Origin of the sequence: Collinsella aerofaciens (genome assembly GCF_041537385.1) — a bacterium.
Taxonomy (GTDB): domain Bacteria; phylum Actinomycetota; class Coriobacteriia; order Coriobacteriales; family Coriobacteriaceae; genus Collinsella; species Collinsella aerofaciens_BV.
Genome location: NZ_JBGORS010000001.1, coordinates 149,306 through 167,286 on the forward strand (window position 1 = coordinate 149,306; position 17,981 = coordinate 167,286).

At 62.0% G+C, this 17,981-nt stretch carries 17 protein-coding genes; 16 read left to right on the forward strand and 1 reads right to left on the reverse strand.

Features of this window, described 5'->3' with window-relative positions; all coding sequences use genetic code 11:
• Positions 1 to 23 precede the first annotated feature (23 nt).
• Positions 24 to 1,277, reverse strand: a complete 1,254-nt coding sequence (dinB, locus tag ACEG18_RS00680; RefSeq protein ID WP_372540883.1) for a DNA polymerase IV — start codon at positions 1,275 to 1,277, stop codon at positions 24 to 26.
• Between the two features lie 201 nt (positions 1,278 to 1,478).
• Between dinB and rpsP the strand changes: the two genes are divergently transcribed.
• The 16 genes from rpsP (at position 1,479) to ACEG18_RS00760 (ending at position 17,860) form a co-directional block, all read left to right on the forward strand.
• The gene (gene rpsP / locus ACEG18_RS00685; protein ID WP_022094749.1) at positions 1,479 to 1,820 is read left to right on the forward strand and encodes a 30S ribosomal protein S16; all 342 of its coding nucleotides are present in this window, start codon (positions 1,479 to 1,481) and stop codon (positions 1,818 to 1,820) included.
• Positions 1,821 to 1,862: 42 nt separating this feature from the next.
• Entirely contained in the window at positions 1,863 to 2,108 is a 246-nt protein-coding gene (locus ACEG18_RS00690) for a KH domain-containing protein (RefSeq protein WP_171021534.1), read from the forward strand.
• A gap of 4 nt (positions 2,109 to 2,112) precedes the next feature.
• A complete protein-coding gene (rimM, locus tag ACEG18_RS00695; RefSeq protein WP_055309865.1) occupies positions 2,113 to 2,634 on the forward strand; it encodes a ribosome maturation factor RimM in 522 nt (173 codons plus the stop codon).
• A gap of 10 nt (positions 2,635 to 2,644) precedes the next feature.
• Positions 2,645 to 3,403, forward strand: coding sequence for a tRNA (guanosine(37)-N1)-methyltransferase TrmD (gene trmD / locus ACEG18_RS00700; RefSeq protein ID WP_372540884.1), 759 nt, complete (start codon positions 2,645 to 2,647; stop codon positions 3,401 to 3,403).
• 2 nt (positions 3,404 to 3,405) lie between these two features.
• On the forward strand, positions 3,406 to 3,969 hold the full coding sequence (lepB, locus tag ACEG18_RS00705; RefSeq protein WP_372540885.1) for a signal peptidase I: 564 nt from the start codon (positions 3,406 to 3,408) through the stop codon (positions 3,967 to 3,969).
• A gap of 59 nt (positions 3,970 to 4,028) precedes the next feature.
• Positions 4,029 to 4,940, forward strand: coding sequence for a glycine--tRNA ligase subunit alpha (locus tag ACEG18_RS00710; protein WP_006236091.1), 912 nt, complete (start codon positions 4,029 to 4,031; stop codon positions 4,938 to 4,940).
• Between the two features lie 3 nt (positions 4,941 to 4,943).
• Positions 4,944 to 7,040, forward strand: coding sequence for a glycine--tRNA ligase subunit beta (glyS, locus tag ACEG18_RS00715; RefSeq protein ID WP_372540886.1), 2,097 nt, complete (start codon positions 4,944 to 4,946; stop codon positions 7,038 to 7,040).
• A 34-nt stretch (positions 7,041 to 7,074) separates the two neighbouring features.
• Positions 7,075 to 7,950: a pyruvate, water dikinase regulatory protein gene (locus ACEG18_RS00720; protein WP_372540887.1), complete on the forward strand. Its 876-nt coding sequence runs from the start codon at positions 7,075 to 7,077 to the stop codon at positions 7,948 to 7,950.
• A 326-nt stretch (positions 7,951 to 8,276) separates the two neighbouring features.
• Complete coding sequence (ppdK, locus tag ACEG18_RS00725) at positions 8,277 to 11,027, forward strand: pyruvate, phosphate dikinase (RefSeq protein WP_372540888.1); 2,751 nt, start codon at positions 8,277 to 8,279, stop codon at positions 11,025 to 11,027.
• A gap of 210 nt (positions 11,028 to 11,237) precedes the next feature.
• Complete coding sequence (gene rplS, locus ACEG18_RS00730) at positions 11,238 to 11,579, forward strand: 50S ribosomal protein L19 (protein ID WP_006236098.1); 342 nt, start codon at positions 11,238 to 11,240, stop codon at positions 11,577 to 11,579.
• A gap of 93 nt (positions 11,580 to 11,672) precedes the next feature.
• Positions 11,673 to 12,461 (forward strand): ribonuclease HII, encoded by a 789-nt coding sequence (rnhB, locus tag ACEG18_RS00735; RefSeq protein ID WP_372540889.1) that lies wholly within the window; start codon positions 11,673 to 11,675, stop codon positions 12,459 to 12,461.
• A 189-nt stretch (positions 12,462 to 12,650) separates the two neighbouring features.
• Positions 12,651 to 13,136, forward strand: coding sequence for a YraN family protein (locus ACEG18_RS00740; RefSeq protein ID WP_346972263.1), 486 nt, complete (start codon positions 12,651 to 12,653; stop codon positions 13,134 to 13,136).
• Positions 13,136 to 14,659: a YifB family Mg chelatase-like AAA ATPase gene (locus ACEG18_RS00745; RefSeq protein WP_372540890.1), complete on the forward strand. Its 1,524-nt coding sequence runs from the start codon at positions 13,136 to 13,138 to the stop codon at positions 14,657 to 14,659. The genes ACEG18_RS00740 and ACEG18_RS00745 overlap by 1 nt, the downstream gene beginning before the upstream one ends.
• Positions 14,659 to 15,591, forward strand: a complete 933-nt coding sequence (locus tag ACEG18_RS00750) for a DNA-processing protein DprA (protein WP_372540891.1) — start codon at positions 14,659 to 14,661, stop codon at positions 15,589 to 15,591. Before ACEG18_RS00745 ends, ACEG18_RS00750 begins: the two co-directional genes overlap by 1 nt.
• A 14-nt stretch (positions 15,592 to 15,605) precedes the next feature.
• On the forward strand, positions 15,606 to 16,943 hold the full coding sequence (gene trmFO / locus ACEG18_RS00755) for a methylenetetrahydrofolate--tRNA-(uracil(54)-C(5))-methyltransferase (FADH(2)-oxidizing) TrmFO (protein ID WP_372540892.1): 1,338 nt from the start codon (positions 15,606 to 15,608) through the stop codon (positions 16,941 to 16,943).
• An 8-nt stretch (positions 16,944 to 16,951) separates the two neighbouring features.
• Positions 16,952 to 17,860: a tyrosine recombinase gene (locus ACEG18_RS00760; protein WP_372541238.1), complete on the forward strand. Its 909-nt coding sequence runs from the start codon at positions 16,952 to 16,954 to the stop codon at positions 17,858 to 17,860.
• Positions 17,861 to 17,981 lie beyond the last annotated feature (121 nt).

A 17,981-nucleotide genomic window follows, 5' to 3' on the forward strand; every position in this document is an offset into this window, starting at 1 on the left:
GCTTTCTTTTTGCCTAAAGGCGGTTAATCGTTGAAACGGGATTGGCGGCCGTAAGATAGGGCGGTGTCGCCGAATTTGTCTCGGACGGCGTCGATGGCGACGGAGAGGTCGCGTCGGTCGCTGGATTGGGCTCCGCGGTCGTCGACTTCGCAGAACAGGTCGGTCTGGATGCCGCCCTGATGGTCAAAGTCGCTCATGCCGATGCCTGCTAAGCGAACATGCATGCCTTCCTGCCAGATGTTGTCGAGCAGTTCGAGCGCAACTGCCACGAAGATGTTCTCATCGTCGGTCGGATGAGGCAGCCGGCGCTGTGCCGAGCGACCGCTTCCATACGAATACTTGAGCTTGAGCGTCACCGTGGCGCCCGTTAGTCCCTGACGGCGCAGGCGGCGTCCCACTGACTCGCCCAGCAGCGCAATCGCCGCTTCGATGTCCCCGCGCTCAGTCAAATCTTTCGCAAAGGTGCGTTCATTGCTGACCGACTTGATCTTGCGCTCTTCATCGAGACTCGTGACTTCGGAGATTTCGAGTCCCAGCGCACGCTGGCGCATGCGTTCGCCGTTGACGCCAAAAATAGAGGCCAAGGTGGATTCCGGTGCACGTGATAGCTCGCCGAGGGTGTAGATGCGCATACGGCGCAGTCGCTCCTCGGCCGAGCGCCCGATGCCGCTCATGGCAGATACCGGCAGCGCGGCCAAAAAGCGCTGCTCGGTTCCGGGTCGCACGATGGTCAGCCCAAACGGCTTATCCCGCTCGCTTGCGATCTTTGCGACCGTCTTGTTGCAGCCCACGCCAATGGAGCACGTTACTCCCAGCGCTGCCACACGGTCGCTTATACGCCGCGCAACCAGCAGCGGGTCCTCGGGCGCAAAGCGACCCGGTGTGATATCGATAAATGCCTCGTCGATGGATACGCGCTCCACGCGCGGCGTCTCCTCGGCAAGAATCGCCATGACCTGCGCACTGACCTCGCGGTAGCGATCGAAATGCCCGTGCGTCCAAATGGCCTGCGGACACAGGCGCCGTGCCTCGGCTGAGGGCATGGCGGAGTGTACGCCAAAGCGACGTGCCTCGTAAGAACAGGTGGACACAACGCCACGAGAATCGGCGTCCCCGCCCACGATGAGCGGCTTTCCGCGCCATTCGGGATGATCGAGCATCTCCACGCTCGCAAAAAACGCATCGAGGTCCATGAGGCCCACCGCCGGACCCGTCCAGGGAGGCGGCGTGAGGCCCATGGCATCCTCATAACCGTATGTATGTTCGCGTCTTTCCATGTCATGAGTATACCGCGCAGCTCATGTGGGGTGCGTGTATGTGCTTGCAAATCCCGAATTCTTGTCTAAGATATGGATTTGCCCTCGACTACACCGAAGAAGTTGGTCTCACGGACTTCACCTGCCCGCGTCGATGGCGTATTATGTTCAACTGTTTGTTTGTAGTTGCAGCCTAAAGCTGCTTGGTTGGAGGAGTTTCCTTTGGCAGTCAAGATTCGCCTTGCTCGTCACGGCGCTAAGAAGCGTCCGTACTACCGTGTCGTCGTCGCCGATTCCCGCGCCCCGCGTGACGGTCGTATCATCGAGGAGGTTGGCCGCTACAACCCGATGACCGCCCCCAAGACCATCAACCTCGACCTCGAGAAGATCGCCGACTGGCAGTCCAAGGGCGCTCAGCTCACCGACGCCGTCGCCGCTCTGGTCAAGGCCGCCAACGAGGGCGAGAAGACCGAGACCGTCGTCAAGAAGTCCAAGAAGCAGCTCGCCAAAGAGGCCGAGGCCGCTAAGGCTGCCGCTGAGGCCGCTGAGGGCGCCGAGGAGTAAATCGTGCCTGAGGTTGACGCTGCACAGCTCGAGGGTGAGGCAATGCTCTCAGATCGCATCGCCGATCTCGTCGAATATCTCGTTGTTCAGATCGTCGACGACCCGGATTCCGTGAGCCTTGAGGTCATCGATGGTGACGACGCCTCTACGATTGAGGTTTCTGTCGCCGAGGATGACGTTGCTAAGGTCATCGGCCGTCGTGGCCGTACCATCAAGGCCATTCGCACGCTCGCCCGTGCGCTGGCCGCTCGCCTCGACACTGCTGTCGAGGTAGAGGTTCTGGGCTAGGACCTTGAGGTCCCAGTACAAAAACATCGCCCGTGTGGTCAAGCCGCACGGAAGGAAGGGGGAGGTCCTCGCGCAGCCGCTGCGGGGGCTTCCTTCTGTATTAGAGCCGGGTATGCGCGTCGCCCTGACGCCGCCGGCGCTCAAGCGCGACCGCTTTTGCACGGTTGTGTCCGTCACCGATACGGGCGATGGCGATCTGGTCTCGTTTGAGGGCATTGACGACTTGACGGCCGCCGAGGGTATCACGGGATGCTATGTGCTGGCAAATCGTGACGATTTTGAGCTCGATTCACTCGACGCCGCCTATACCGACCTGATGGGTCGCGAGGTGGTCGACGAGCGCTTCGGTTCACTCGGCACGATCGTCGAGATCATGTCGACGCCCGCTAACGATGTTTGGGTTGTCGAGGGCGATCGGTACGGCGAGGTACTGATTCCCGTGATCGAGCAGGTTGTGCTCGATCTTCCCGACACAGGAACAATTTCCGTCCACGTTATGGACGGCCTGATCGATATGGACAAGTAGGGAGGACAACATGCTGATTGAGACCCTTTCGGTCTTTCCCGAGATGTTTGAGCCCGTCATGTCCACATCGATTTTGGGCCGCGCCCGCAAGGCCGGCCTTTTTGATTTTAAGGCGTATAACCTGCGCGACTGGACGCACGACCGTCATCGTACCGTCGATGACGAGCCGTACGGCGGCGGGCAGGGCATGCTCATGAAGGTCGAGCCTATCGCCGAGGCCATCGAGGCCATTAGCGCGGAGGGCCCCAAGCCAACGGTGGTGTTCTTCACCCCGTGCGGCGAGCCCTTTACGCAGCATGTGGCCGAGCGCCTGCTCAAAAGCGAGCGCCTGCTGTTTGTGTGCAGCCGTTACGAGGGCGTCGACGAGCGCGCGTATGCGTATGCCGACGAGCGTCTGTCGATTGGCGATTACGTGCTCACGGGCGGCGAGCTTCCCGCTATGGTCGTTGCCGATGCCGTCGTACGCCTCATCCCCGGTGCCCTGGGCGACGAGATGAGCAACGTGGACGAGTCGTTCTCGACCGCCGAGGACGGAGGCCTGCTCGAGTACGCGCAGTACACCCGCCCTGCCGAATTCAACGGCGAGGGCGTGCCGCCGGTGCTCGTGAGCGGTGACCATGCCAAGGTTGACGCCTGGCGCCGTAAGAATTCAATCGAGCGCACCTGCCGCTGGCGTCCCGACCTGATCGAGACGGCGCGCCTTACGCCCCAGGAGCGCGCATACGCGCAGGAGATTCTGGACGCTTCGTATTCGCAGAGCGAGGAGTGAGAATGGTTCCATCGCAGCATTCCGCGTTGAGGGGCGCCTTTGAGTGGATCGCGGTCATCGCAATCGCGCTCGTGGCCACCTTCCTGATCCGCACCTTTGTGGTCGAGCCCTTTGTGGTGCCCACCGGCTCCATGGAGGACACGATCGAGATTGGCGACCAGATCCTGGCACAAAAGGTGAGCCTCGAGCTCGGTCAGCCCGTCAAACAGGGTGATATCGTGGTGTTCCACAACCCCGATGCCACGTCCGAGCATGACGTGCTGGTAAAGCGCGTCATCGCCACGGCCGGTCAGACGGTCGACCTTCAGGACGGCAAGGTCGTCGTCGACGGCCAGGCGCTCGATGAGGACTATACGACCGGCATGAGCTGGCCGCTTTCGGTCCAGGCGCCCGCCGCCCAGGTGAGCTTTCCCTACACCGTCCCCGACGGGTGTGTGTGGGTGATGGGCGACAACCGAGAGAACTCAGCCGACTCCCGCTATTTTGGGCCGGTCGACCGCTCCGACTTAATGGCCGTTGCACTCGTTCGCTACTGGCCGCTCAACCGCATCGGCGCTATCGATTAAAAACCGCTATAGTACAGTACCTAACCGTGTATTCGTTTCGACGAGGGGATATTAGAGGCATGAACGCTTCATCGCTTTCCTTCCAAGACATTATCCTGCGCCTCCAGCAGTACTGGGGCGAGCAGGGCTGCGTCATTATGCAGCCCTATGACTCCGAGGTCGGTGCCGGTACCTTCCATACCGCGACCACGCTGCGCTCGCTCGGTCCCGCCGAGTGGCGCACCTGCTATGCTCAACCTTGCCGCCGTCCCGCCGACGGCCGCTACGGCGAGAACCCTAACCGCATGCAGCACTACTATCAGTTCCAGGTGCTCATCAAGCCGTCGCCGGTCAACGCCCAGGAACTCTACCTGGGTTCGCTGGCCGCCATTGGCCTGGACCCCAACGACCATGACGTCCGCTTTGTCGAGGACGACTGGGAGAGCCCGACCCTGGGCGCCTGGGGCCTTGGCTGGGAGGTCTGGCTCAACGGTATGGAGGTCACGCAGTTTACGTACTTCCAGCAGGTGGGCGGTATCGAGGTCGACCCCGTGCCCGTCGAGATCACCTATGGCCTGGAGCGTATCGCCATGTATGCCCAGGGCGTCAACTCCGTTTACGACCTGGTGTGGAGCTACCTGCCCGACGGTACGCCCATGACCTATGGCGACGTGTTCCTCGAGAACGAGCGCGAGTTCAGTGCCTATAACTTTGAGGTCGCCAACGTCGAGATGATGCGTCAGAAGTTTGACGACTACGAGGCCGAGTGCCATTCCTGCCTGGAGCGCAAGCTGCCGCTGCCCGCATACGACTGCGTCATGAAGTGCAGCCACGCTTTCAATCTGCTCGATGCCCGCGGCGCGCTGTCCGCGGTCGAGCGTGCCAATTACATCCTGCGCGTCCGCGCCGTCGCCAAGGCGTGCTGCGAGGCCTATATGGCCGAGGTCGCCGGAGTCAATGAGAATGCCGACCAGGAAGGCGAGGTGGCGTAAGCCATGGCAGACGCTAAGGATTTCCTGTTTGAGATCGGTACGGAGGAAATGCCCTCTGCACCGCTGAACAATGCCGTCAAGCAGCTTGGCACCATGATCGCCAAGGGTCTCGACGAGGCCGGTCTGGTCCACGGCGAGGTCCGCGTGATCTCGAGCCCGCGTCGCCTGGCTGCGCTCGTTGCCGACGTCGCCACCGCGACCGATGAGGTTCACGAGGTCAAGCGTGGCCCTGCGGCCAACATCGCCTTCGACGCTGACGGTAACGCCACCAAGGCCGCCCAGGGCTTCGCCCGCAAGTGCGGTGTGGCTGCCGAGGATCTGGTCCGTCGCGAGGACACCGACGGCCGTGAGTATGTCTTTGCCGAGAAGAACATTCCTTCCGCTCCGGCTACTCCGATCCTGACGGCCCTGTGCGAGAAGACCATCGCCGGCCTGCAGTGGCCCAACTACCGTAGTCAGCGCTGGGGCCACGAGCACGCCACCTTCGTGCGCCCGGTCCGCTGGATCTGCTGCCTTTTGGGCGAGGAAGTTGTGCCCGTGTCGTTTGCCGACGTGACGAGCGGCAACACCACGCGCGGCCATCGCGTGCTTGGCCCCGGTGACCACGTTGTCGCCAGCCCCGCCGCCTACGAGCAGGTGCTCGAGGACGCCGGCGTGCTTTCTGCCGAGCGCCGTCGCGAGGCGATTCTCGCCGGTATCGCCGAGGTCGAGGCCGCCCGTCCCGGCTGCCATGTCGATACGCCCAAGAAGGTCTTTGAGGAGGTTATCAACCTCTGCGAGTGGCCGACGGTGCTCGTCGGTACCTTCGATGAGGAGTTCCTCAAGGTCCCGCACGAGATCATCTGCGAGTCCATGCTCACCAACCAGCGCTACTTCCCGATCTATGACGGCGAGGGCAAGCTGACGCGTGAGTTCGTGGTCGTCTCCAACAGCAAGCCCGAGAACGCCGAGCGCGTGATCGACGGTAACGAGCGCGTCGTGCGCGCCCGTCTGGACGACGCTAAGTTCTTCTACGAGGAGGACCTGAAGATCTCCCTCGACGAGTTCCGTGAGCGTCTGTCCAAGGTCGCCTTCCAGGAGAAGCTCGGCAGCGTGCTCGCCAAGTCCGAGCGCATCGAGCAGCTCGCGCTCGCTATTGCCCGCGAGGCTCATCTGGGCGCCCATCTTGCCGCCGACGCTGCTCGTGCCGCGCACCTGTGCAAGGCAGACCTGGTGTCCAACGCCGTCGTCGAGTTCACGAGCCAACAGGGCGTGATGGGCGGTTACTACGCCACCGCGATGGGGGAGAACGACGAGGTCGCTCATGCTATTCGCGATCACTATCGTCCCCGCTTTGCCGGTGACGAGCTGCCCGAGGGCACCGCTGGCTGCATCGTGGCCTGCGCCGACAAGCTCGATACCATCGCCGGTATCTTTGCCATCGGCGAGCCCCCGACCGGCTCCTCCGACCCCTACGCGCTGCGTCGTGCCGCTATCGGCATCATCAACATCCTGCGCGACCGTCTGCCGATCGACCCCACGTCGCTGATTGACTTTGCTCTGCAGCTTTACAGCGAGCAGGGCATTGAGTTCGACGCCGCCGAGGTCGCCCAGCAGGTTCGTGACTTCTTCCATGGCCGCCTGGTGAGCATGGCCCGCGACGAAAAGATCCCGGCCGATACCGTTGCCGCCGTCTCCGCGGTGCACATCATCGCCCCGTCCGTCTTCTTCGCCCGCTGCGCCGCCCTCGACGAGGCCCGCAAGAATGATGCCGAGACCTTTGACAACTTGGCTACCGCCTATGCCCGTGCCGCGCACATCTCCAAGCCCGAGCTGGGTGCGGAGTATGACCGCAGCCTGATGGGCGAGGTCGAGCTCGCGCTCGCCGACGCCTCCGAGGCTGCTCAGACCGCTGTCGATGCCGCCCTTGCTGCCGAGGACTACCCGGCCGCATTTGCCGCCCTCGCCGCCCTGCGCGCGCCCATCGACCGTTTCTTCGATGAGGTCATGGTCATGGACAAGGACGAGCAGCTTCGCGATAATCGCCTTAAGCTGCTCAACCGCTTCGAGGCCGTTTTCTCCGGCATCGCCAACATCGGTGAGCTTGCCCGCAAAAAGTAAGCCAGCTTGCGCATAAGCGCAAAAGGAGCCCCGCATGGATTGCCCGGTCACCGCTCGTCCCACCGTTATCGTTATCTCCGACTCGCTCGGCGATACCGCTTGTGAGGTGGTGCTTGCGGCGTCCGGGCAATTTGATGAAGGGGCTTTTCGCGTTTTGCGCCTGCCCAAGGTGACCTCCGTGGAGCAGGTCAAGTCATTTGTGGGGCCGCGCGTCGATGCCGACCATCGCGATATCGCCGTGTTCCATACCATCGTCGACCCGGCCCTTCGTGCTCGCGTGCTCGACTACCTGGGCATGCTGCACATTCGCTCGGTCGACCTGATCGGTCCGACGCTCGCCGTGCTTACGTCGCTCATCGGGGCGCCGCCCAAGGGCGTTGCGGGCGTGATTCACAAGACCGATGACCGCTATTTCCATCGTATCGAGGCCATGGAGTATTTCGTTGAGCACGATGACGGTCGTGGTTGCGACGATCTGTCGGGTGCCGATATCGTGCTGCTGGGTGTGTCGCGTACATCCAAGACGCCGCTGTCGATGTATTTAGCCTATCAGGGCTACAAGGTCGCCAATGTCCCACTGGCGCATGGCATGGAGCCGCCCAAGTCGATTTACGAGGTCGACCCGATGCGCCTGTTCGGCCTGATTTCGACCGTCGATATGATTTCCGAAATTCGCGATAGCCGCTTGGGCGATGACTACGCCCGTGCCGTTGCCGTCTCCTATGCCGAGCCCGAGAGCGTGCGTAGTGAGCTTGCGGAAGCCCGCGCGCTCATGAAACGCCTGGGCTGCTTTGTAGTGCGTACCGACGGCAAAGCCATCGAGGAAAGCGCTGCCGAGATCATTGCTCACCTCGAAGAGATTCAAGAGGCAAGAGCCCGCCGTGCCGCCCGCCGCGCTCAACAAAAGTAGCTCACTTGGGACAAGGTTGTTTGGGTAGCTAATTTGGGACGGGGCTCTTTTAGCTACCCAAAGAGAATACTTGGAAATAATGCTGATAAATGGTAAAGCGATTTAGCAAAAACATCGCATCCTACCTGCATTTTCCTTGTAGTGGTATCTTCATAAGGTAACCACCTTTACCTACCGTTTACCGCCGGTTTTAGCACGTTTACCAAACCGCGCACCCTCTGCTCAAGCCTGTCCAAAACCCGCCGTATAGTTCCCTCACGGCCCGCATCCGGCGGGTCGATTCGTTACCACGGTCGTGCGCGTGAGCGCATGGAAGGGGAAGTATCGTGAGCGATTGCAAGAGGGTTTACCGTTTTGGCACCGACGCCCAAGGCACTTGTGTGACTGAGGGCGACAAGTCCATGGACTTTGTGCTTGGCGGCAAGGGCGCGAACCTTGCCGAGATGAGCCGTATCGGCCTGCCGGTTCCCGGCGGCTTTACCATTACCTGCCAGACCTGTGTCGAGTATTCCGGTGCCGGCAACGTGTGGCCTGATGGTGCACTCGATGAGATCGTTGCCGCCGAGGCAGACCTCGAGGCTCGCTGCGGCAAGAAGCTCGGTGACGCCAACGACCCGCTGCTCGTATCGGTGCGCTCGGGTGCTCCGTTCTCCATGCCCGGTATGATGGACACGGTTCTCAACCTGGGTCTCAACGACGATTCCGTTCAGGGTCTCATTGCCCAGACGCAAAACCCGCGTTTTGCCTGGGATAGCTACCGCCGCTTTATCCAGATGTTCTCCAACGTCGTCATGGGCGTCGATGCCGACCTGTTCGAGAACGCCCTGACCCAGGCTCGTCTGGTCGCCGGCGTTCGCGTCGATTCCGAGCTTTCGGCCGAGGATCTGCAAGAGCTCGTCGAGACCTTCAAGGGCCTCTTCTCCGAGAACGTCGAGGCCGCCCTGTACCCCGAGCTCGAGGTTGTCGATGGCAAGCCCGTCTTCCCGCACGACCCGGAGCTCCAGTTACGCCTTGCCATCCAAGCCGTCTTTGGCAGCTGGATGAACGAGCGTGCGTGCATCTACCGCAAGCAGCATGCTATCTCCGACGAGCTCGGTACCGCCGTCAACGTGCAGGCCATGGCTTTTGGTAATAAGGGCGAGACCTCCGCGACCGGCGTTGCCTTTACGCGCAACCCGGCCGACGGCACTAAGGAGTTCTACGGCGACTTTCTGGTGAACGCCCAGGGCGAGGACGTTGTCGCCGGCATCCGCAACACCGAGCCCATCGCCGACCTCAAGACCACCCCGGGCCTCGAGTCTGCAGGTGAGGAGCTCGAGCGCGTGTTCCTGACGCTCGAGGATCACTATCGCGATATGTGCGATATCGAGTTCACCATCGAGCAGGGTAAGCTCTGGATGCTCCAGACTCGCGTGGGCAAGCGCACCGCTACCGCCGCCCTGCGTATCGCCATCGAGATGGTCGAGGAGGGCCTGATCACCCGTGAGGAGGCCGTGAGCCGCATCGACCCCGCACAGCTCGACCAGCTCCTGCACCCGCAGTTCGACGCCTCCAAGAAGTACGAGGCGCTGGCTAGCGGTCTGAACGCCAGCCCCGGTGCCGCCGTGGGCGAGGTCGTGTTCTCGAGTGATGACGCCGTCGCACGTTCCGCCGAGGGCCACAAGGTCATTCTGGTTCGCTGGGAGACCAACCCCGACGACCTGAAAGGTATGGTTGCCGCCGAGGGCATCCTGACCAGCCACGGTGGCAAGACGAGCCATGCCGCCGTTATCGCCCGCGGTATGGGTACGCCCTGCGTCTGCGGCGTCGAGCGCTTCCATATCGACGCCGCCGAGAAGGTCGTGCACATCGAGGGCAGTGACCGCGTGCTGCATGAGGGCGATGTCATCTCCATCGACGGCACCCAGGGTATCGTCGTCGACGGCGCCGTTGATCTGGTTTCGGCCGAGCTCACCGGCGACCTGGACACCATCCTGTCCTGGGCCGACGAGATCCGTCTGGACGAGACCGACGGTCACGCCAACCACGTGCGCGTCAACGCCGACAACCCCGAGGATGCCGCGCTCGCGCTCGAGTTTGGCGCCGAGGCCATCGGTCTGTGCCGCACCGAGCACATGTTCCTGGGCGATCGTAAGAACATCATCCAGAGCTTTATCCTGTCTGACGAAGAGGCCGTGAAGCAGCAGGCCCTGGCCGATCTGCTCAAGGTTCAGACCGAGGACTTCCTGGCCATGTTCAAGACCATGTCCGGTCGCGATGTGGTCGTTCGCCTGCTTGATCCGCCGCTGCACGAGTTCCTGGACGATTCCCGCGAGCTCGAGGTCGCCATCACCAAGAAGGAGGCCGCCGGCGCTCCCGAGAAGGAGCTCACTGCCCTGCGCGCCCGCCTGCGTCGTATCGACGGCATGGTCGAGTCCAACCCGATGCTCGGCCTGCGTGGTGTGCGCCTGTCCGTCGTCTTTAGCGATCTGCCGCTCATGCAGGTTCGCGCCGTCGCCACGGCTGCTGCCCGCCTTATCAAGGAGGGCGTCGACCCACGCCCCGAGATCATGGTTCCGCTCGTTTCCATCACGGCCGAGCATGTCCAGACCCGCGAGGTCATTGAGCGCGTGATTGCCGAGGTTTCCGCCGAGGAGGGCGTCGAGCTCAACATTCCCGTAGGCACGATGCTCGAGCTGCCGCGTGCCTGCATGGTCGCCGACGAGATCGCCCATCATGCCGACTTCTTCTGCTTTGGCACCAACGACCTCACCCAGACGACCTTCGGCTTTTCCCGTGACGACGCCGAGGCCAAGTTTATCCCGCTGTACCTGCACAAGAAGATCCTGAAGGACAACCCCTTCGAGACCATCGATACGGCAGTGCTGGAGCTCGTGCGCATGGCCGTCGAGAAGGGTCGCGCCACCAACCCCGGCATGCACTTTGGCGTATGCGGCGAGCACGGCGGCGACCCCAAGTCGATCAAGGGCCTGTTTAACGTGGCCGACGTGGACTACGTGTCCTGCTCGCCCTATCGCGTGCCCCTCGCGCGCCTGGCTGCCGCTCAGGCCAAGCTCGAGGCCAAGCACAACGCCTAGCGCCCCGCATATCGACGTCTAGTGTAGCCCCCCTTCATGCCGCCCGTCTCATTCGTGAGGCGGGCGGTTATCATGTGCGGGTTTTGTCTTTTTGTCTGCGTAAAAAATTGTTCTTGCAGCAGAAACCCGCGCGTGTATACTCGAATACGTTTGTTCAACTACGTGCCGGCCAAGATGGTACGGCACCTCTAGAAGAGTAAGGAATTGCACATGGATTACATCCGCGCAATCGAGCGTCAGCAGATCCGCGAGGACATTCCTCAGGTTCGCGTCGCCGACAACGTCAAGGTTCACTACCGCATTAAGGAAGGCGACCGCGAGCGCATCCAGGTCTTCCAGGGCGACGTCATCCGCATGGCCGGCGCCGGTGCCCGCGAGACCTTCACCGTCCGCAAGATGTCCTTCGGTGTCGGTGTTGAGCGTACCTTCCCGCTTCACAGCCCCAAGATCGCCAAGCTCGAGGTCGTTCGCCATGGTCGCGTCCGTCGCGCCAAGCTGTACTACCTCCGCGACAAGGTGGGCAAGGCTGCTCGCATCCCCGAGAAGCGCTAAGAAGATCGCAGCGTCTGTCCACTCGTTTGGACACAAGGGTCACCTTCGGGTGGCCCTTCTTTTTATCTGATTTGCATGCAAGGAGGGCCTGGTATGGCCAACATGACGAGCTCGGTTTCGGCATCGCAGGTTGCCGGTGAGTTGGCGAGCGCTACGTTTGAGGAGATTCCCGCCCTCGTAGAGCATTATCGCGAGGACCCGCGCCAGCAGGTGATCAAGGCTTGTGAGCGCGCCCTCAAACGCCATGCCAAAGAGCTTGCCGAGCGCGAACGCGTCAATGACATGTACGAGCTTATGCATGAGCTTGGCGGCGATGGGGTGGTCGTTGGTGTCGACGAGGTGGGTCGCGGATCGGTGGCCGGCCCTTTGACGGTATGCGCCGTCTGTCTTCCTATGGAGCCGCGCGTCTGGGGTATCAACGATTCCAAAAAGCTCACGCCCGCGCGCCGCGAGTTGCTCTCGGTGAAGATAGCCGAGGTGGCGACTGCCATTGGCTTTTGCCATATCGCTCCTGCGGATATCGATGAGATGGGCATGGCCCGTGCTATCCGTGCCGCCGTTGCGGGCGCCGTGGCTGATACGGGACTTGAACCCGACTGCGTCCTCATGGATGGCAACCCCTTGGGCGCCGTTCCTAACGAGCGCGATGTGGTGAAGGGCGATGCCAAAATCGCCTGCATCGCCGCGGCGTCCATCATGGCCAAGGTCACGCGTGACGAGATGATGGTCGAGTACGACGCCGAGTATCCCGAGTACCATCTGGCCGAGTCGAAGGGCTATGCAAGCCCCGAGCATATCGAGGCCATTCGCAAACATGGACTTTGTCCACTGCACCGCGTGAGCTTTTGCGGAAACTTTCTGCAGACTGAGCGCCTTTTCTAGGTCAATTGTGGAGACAGGGACCTCTGGGGCTTTATAAACCTGCTGGTAGCGGGCCGTATGCAACACCATTGTTGCGTACGGCCCGTTTTTTGACGGCATTTGGTCAGCTTTTGGTTTGCTTCCGGTACTTACCCGCATGAAAGGTGCCCTCATCATCGGGGCAATGCAGCGTGCGGGAAAGGAGACCCCATGAGTGCCGCAAGCAAAAAGAGCAAGACGCAGCAGCTCAAGGAGCGTTGGGAAAACGGCGAGCTCGACTGCGGGGCGATGACGCCCGAGTTTATCAAGGGACTCAGTCCCCGCGAGCTGGGCATGCTGGGCGAGCTGATCACCATCGACTACTTTAACGAGCGCGGCTACACCTTGCTGGAGCAGGGTTATCGTTGCTCCGAGGGCGAGGCCGATCTGGTGCTGCTCGATGAGCTCGACGATGTCGTGGTGATGGCCGAGGTCAAGACCAGACGCGTTGCGCTGGATTGCAGCACGCGGGTCTTTCCCGAGGAGGCTGTGGACGCCCGAAAGCAACGCCGCTATCGCCGCATCGCAAGTTGCTATCTCATGGAGCATTATCCGCTCAAGGCGATTCGCTTCGATGCCGTGGGTGTCACCATTCGTGGCGGGCATATCGCCGAGATCGAGCATCAGTACAACGCGTTCGATTGGCAGGTGTCGTGATGGCGTTCGAGACGTTTGCCGTTCACGCGGCCTGCATCCGCGGCGTCGAGGCGATTCACGTCACGGTCGAGGTCTCGCTTGCCGGCGGCGTGCCGGGCATCCAGATGCTCGGCATTCCGAGTATGGAGGTGATGGAGTCACGCGGTCGTATTCGCTGCGCGATGCGCTCCGCCGGGTTCGAGATCCCGCGCTCGGGCATTACGGTCAATCTGGCACCCGGCGATATTCGCAAGACCGGTAGCGGCTTTGATCTGCCCATCGCCATCGCGGTATTGGCGGCCGATGGTCAGATTCCCCACGACAACCTCGATCGCTGCCTTATCGCAGGTGAGCTTGGTCTGGACGGCACCGTGCTGCCCGTCAAGGGCGAGGTGGCGTTTCAGCTGTTGGCGCGTGATATGGGGCTGTCCTTTATCGCCGGCAGGTCCGATCAGCATGTGCCGCTTGCGGGCGTGGATTGTGGATTCATCGATCATTTGTCTCAGCTTGCTCATGGTATGGGCGATGCCGCGCGGCACTACTTGGATTCTGAGGGCGTCGAGGCGACCTTTGAGCCCGAGCTCGACTATGCCGACGTACTAGGGCAGGAAGTCGCAAAACGCGGCATGGCGCTTGCGGCGGCAGGTGAGCTCGGTTTGCTTATGATCGGGTCCCCGGGATCGGGCAAGACGATGCTCGCCCGTCGTATGACCGGCATCCTGCCCGAGCTTTCCGTTGAGGATCAACAGGAGGCGCTGTGCATCCATTCGGTCTTGGGCGAGAACATCGATGGATTATTGGCAGGTCATCGGCCGTTTCGAAGTCCCCATCACAGCATTTCAACGGCTGGCCTCATTGGCGGAGGACGCCCGGTGCATCCGGGTGAGATCAGCCTGGCTCATGGCGGCGTGCTCTTTTTGGACGAGCTTGCCGAGTTTCCCACGGGTGTGCTGCAGACGCTGCGTCAGCCCATCGAACGCGGCTATGTGAGGATCGTGCGCGTCGACGGGGCCTTTACCTTCCCGTCGCGCTTTCAGCTGCTGGCTGCGAGTAATCCCTGCCCCTGCGGCTTTTTGGGCGACCGTGAGGTGCCATGCCGCTGCTCGGCATCGATGGTCGAGCGCTATCGGTCTAAACTGCGCGGTCCTTTGGCCGACCGTATCGACATGATGATCGATGTGACCCGTCCCGACCCCCAGGTGATTATCGAGGGAGCGGAGGGTATGTCGTCTGCCGAGTTGCGTGACTACGTTGTGCGCGGTCGCGCCTTTCGCGCCTGGCGCGAGTCCCGTATGGACGATGCGGATGCCGAGGCCGAGGATGATGAGACGCGGTCCATTGACGGCGTCGTATCGACCTTTGAGCTCGATGATGCGGCGGAGAAGTGTGTGCTCGGCCTGTCGAAGCGCACGCATCTCACGGGCCGCGGCATCGTGCGCCTGGTTCGCATTGCGCGTACGATCGCAGATGTCGCCGAGAGCGAGCAAGTGACGCAGAACCACGTGCTCGAGGCGGCGATGTATCAGGGAAGGAGGGACCAATGATGGCCGAGGAGACCTTTGAGCTGCATCCAGGTGATGCGTTGTATCCCGAGACCGTTTTGGAGCTTTCTGATGTACCCCAGACGCTCTATGTGCGCGGCAACCCCGAGGTGCTTTCGACGCCCGCGCTCTCCATCATCGGCGCGCGCAAGGCCTCTCCGTATGGTCTTGCCGTGGCAGAGCTTGCGGCAAAGGTTGCGGTCGAGGCGGGCGTGACGGTAGTTTCGGGTGGCGCGGTCGGTTGTGACCAGGCCTCGGGTTGGGCTGCGGTCAACGCTGGCGGCAAACACGTCGTGGTGCTGGGGACGGGCGCCGACGTGGTCTATCCGCGCTCGAGCGCGGGGCTTATTACGCGCACGCTCGATACGGGTGGCGCGGTCGTGTCGATTTCTCCGTGGGGCATGGGTCCGCGCAAGTTTGCCTTTCCACGCCGCAATCGCGTGATCGCGGCCCTGTCGCAAGCCCTCTTTGTATCCGAGGCGGGTATGCCTTCCGGGACGTTTTCTACAGCCGAGGCTGCTATGGATTTGGGGCGAGAACTTCTTGCTGTGCCGGGGTCGATCCTATCGCCCGAGTCGCGTGGCACGAATTACCTCATTGCGAACGGTGCCTGCTGCATCATCGACGAGGAATCTATCGAGATGGCTATCTCACGCATCTACGGCACCCTGCGCTACTCGCGCCCCGATGCTCCCGGCATTGCCGACCTGGATCCAACGCAGCAGACCGTGATGCATGCGCTCATCGCCTCTCCGCTCAAGGTCGACGACATCGCGGCGCTCGTCTCGCTCGATGCCGTCGGCGTACTTAAGCTCCTGGGCTCGCTTGAGTTCGAGGGTCTTATCGAGCGCATGATGGATGGAAGGTATGCGCCCTCCAAGTTTGCCCTTCACGCCCAGACACCCTTCGGTCACAATGGAAAACGTGTCAATTAGAAAGGTGTTTGCAGATGCTGTTTGATCAGGTGACGGTTATCGGTGGCGGTCTGGCGGGTTCGGAATGCGCGATCCAACTGGCAGACCGCGGGTTTGCCGTAAAGCTGTGCGAGATGCGCCCCCAGGTGAGCTCCCCGGCCCACCATACCGATCACCTGGCAGAGCTCGTCTGTTCCAATTCGTTTAAGTCGACCCGTCCGGATTCCGCGGCTGGTTTGCTGAAGGCCGAGCTTGAGCGCATGGGTTCAGTCCTGCTCGATTGCGCCCATCGCGCGGCTGTTCCCGCCGGTGGCGCCTTGGCAGTCGACCGCGTCAAGTTTTCCGAGCTTGTCGAGGCCGAGGTTGCCGCCCGTCCCAATATCGAGATCGTTCACGGCGAGGTCACGCAGATTCCCGAAGGCCACGTGGTCATTGCCGCCGGCCCCCTGTGCTCGCCGGCGCTGAGCGAAGAGGTCATGAAGCTCGTCGGTGGCGACGCCCTTGCGTTCTTCGATGCCGCAGCGCCGATCGTCGATGCCTCCACGCTCGATATGGACGTGCTGTTCTCGCAGTCGCGCTACGAGGAGCAGGGGAGCGGCGACTATCTCAACGCTCCGCTCAACAAGGAAGAGTACGATGCCTTTATCGAGGCGCTTACCACGGCCGACCGCGTGGTGCTCAAGGACTTTGAGGGCGGCGATCTGTTCCAGGCCTGCCAGCCTGCCGAGGAAGTTGCGCGCACCGGCAAGGACGCCATTCGCTTTGGCGCCATGAAGCCCGTCGGCCTCACCGACCCGCGAACCGGTCGTCGTCCCTGGGCGGCGATTCAGCTGCGTGCCGAGAACAAGGAGAAGACCGCCTATAACCTGGTGGGCTTCCAGACCAACCTGACCTTTGGCGAGCAGAAGCGCATCTTCCATATGGTGCCGGGCCTGGAGAACGCTGAGTTCTTCCGCTACGGTGTCATGCACCGCAATACCTTTGTCGACGCCCCGCACGTGCTCGATGGCACCTTTGCCGTGCCCGGTACCGGCGTGCGCCTGGCCGGTCAGATCACCGGCACCGAGGGGTACATGGAAGCCGTGGCGACAGGTCTGCTCGCGGCGCTCAACACCTATGCCGAGGCTATCGGTGCCGCGGGCATCGAGTTGCCGCGTGTTGGCGCCCTGGGTGCGCTCGTGGGCTATGCGACCGATCCTGCCACCGTGGGCTATCAGCCTATGCATGTCAACTTTGGCCTGGTGCCGCCGCTCGAGGACGGTAAGCGCCGCAGCAAGCGCGACCGCTACCAGGCCTATGCGGACCGTGCGCTCGAGGCCCTTGATGCCTATCTGGCCACTCGCCCCGATCTGTTTGGAGGCGACCGGTCATAGCCTTTGACCTGTACGACACCGTCGACTCGTTTATCGCCTATATCTCACGTGTCGAGGGACTTTCTCCCAACACGGTGACGGCCTATGGCTCGAGGCTGGAGCGCTTCGCTGCCTGGTGCGAGCGCGAGGATATCGATGCCTTCGCTGCCGACGTGCGCACCATTCGTCGCTATCTTGCCGAGCTTTCGCGTGAGCAGGTAGCTCCCCGAACGCTTGCGGCGCACCTGTCGGCTATCCGATCTCTCTATCGCTGGATGGCTGCCGAGGGGATTGTCGAGGGCGATGCGGTCTCGGCGATCGCATCGCCCAAGCTGCCGCGTGACCTGCCGGGCGTCCTTACAACCCAACAGGTGGAGGCGCTGCTCAAGACGCCTGATACCTCAACACCCGCGGGACTGCGCGATGCGGCGATGCTCGAGCTGCTCTATGCCTCGGGCGCCCGTATCTCTGAGCTCGCAGCACTCAATGTGGAGTCCATTGCGTGGTCCGAACGCACGCTGCGCCTGTGGGGCAAGGGGAGCAAAGAACGTATCGTCCCTCTGTATCGTCGTGCGCTCGAGGCGACGCGTCTCTATATTGAGGAGGGGAGGCCGGAGTTGCTCGCTCGGGCAAAGCGCCGTGACCCCGCTACCGGGCCGCATCCGCTGCTTATATCGGCGCGCGGTAATCGCATGAGTGCCGCCATGCTCAGGCGGCGGTTCCATACGCTGGCGACACTCGCCGGCATTCCGGCCGACATCGCCCCGCATGCGATGCGCCATACCTTTGCGACCGACTTGCTCGAGGGCGGTGCGGACCTGCGCTCGGTTCAAGAGCTGCTGGGTCATGCGAGCCTGTCCACGACGCAGATCTACACGCACCTCACGCCCGATCGGCTCAAACGTGCCGTGGCTCAAGCTCATCCCCGCGGTGAGTAACGCGCGGCGATTTTTTGAGAGGGATGCCCTCCATGCCGCACTCAGGTGTGTGGTTTTGATTGCGGGTTGGCAGGAAGAAGCAATCCTGCTATCATTCATCGGGTTGCTTCACGGCAACATG

What these genes read in the sequence shown, in the direction of transcription:
- ACEG18_RS00720 (WP_372540887.1), top strand. Translation starts at nt 7,075, where the DNA reads ATGGATTGCCCGGTCACCGCTCGTCCCACCGTTATCGTTATCTCCGAC.
- ACEG18_RS00745 (WP_372540890.1), top strand. Translation starts at nt 13,136, where the DNA reads ATGGCGTTCGAGACGTTTGCCGTTCACGCGGCCTGCATCCGCGGCGTC.
- rnhB (WP_372540889.1), top strand. Translation starts at nt 11,673, where the DNA reads ATGGCCAACATGACGAGCTCGGTTTCGGCATCGCAGGTTGCCGGTGAG.
- rplS (WP_006236098.1), top strand. Translation starts at nt 11,238, where the DNA reads ATGGATTACATCCGCGCAATCGAGCGTCAGCAGATCCGCGAGGACATT.
- lepB (WP_372540885.1), top strand. Translation starts at nt 3,406, where the DNA reads ATGGTTCCATCGCAGCATTCCGCGTTGAGGGGCGCCTTTGAGTGGATC.
- dinB (WP_372540883.1), bottom strand. Translation starts at nt 1,277, where the DNA reads ATGGAAAGACGCGAACATACATACGGTTATGAGGATGCCATGGGCCTC.
- trmD (WP_372540884.1), top strand. Translation starts at nt 2,645, where the DNA reads ATGCTGATTGAGACCCTTTCGGTCTTTCCCGAGATGTTTGAGCCCGTC.
- glyS (WP_372540886.1), top strand. Translation starts at nt 4,944, where the DNA reads ATGGCAGACGCTAAGGATTTCCTGTTTGAGATCGGTACGGAGGAAATG.
- ACEG18_RS00710 (WP_006236091.1), top strand. Translation starts at nt 4,029, where the DNA reads ATGAACGCTTCATCGCTTTCCTTCCAAGACATTATCCTGCGCCTCCAG.
- ACEG18_RS00750 (WP_372540891.1), top strand. Translation starts at nt 14,659, where the DNA reads ATGGCCGAGGAGACCTTTGAGCTGCATCCAGGTGATGCGTTGTATCCC.
- trmFO (WP_372540892.1), top strand. Translation starts at nt 15,606, where the DNA reads ATGCTGTTTGATCAGGTGACGGTTATCGGTGGCGGTCTGGCGGGTTCG.
- ACEG18_RS00690 (WP_171021534.1), top strand. Translation starts at nt 1,863, where the DNA reads ATGCTCTCAGATCGCATCGCCGATCTCGTCGAATATCTCGTTGTTCAG.
- ACEG18_RS00740 (WP_346972263.1), top strand. Translation starts at nt 12,651, where the DNA reads ATGAGTGCCGCAAGCAAAAAGAGCAAGACGCAGCAGCTCAAGGAGCGT.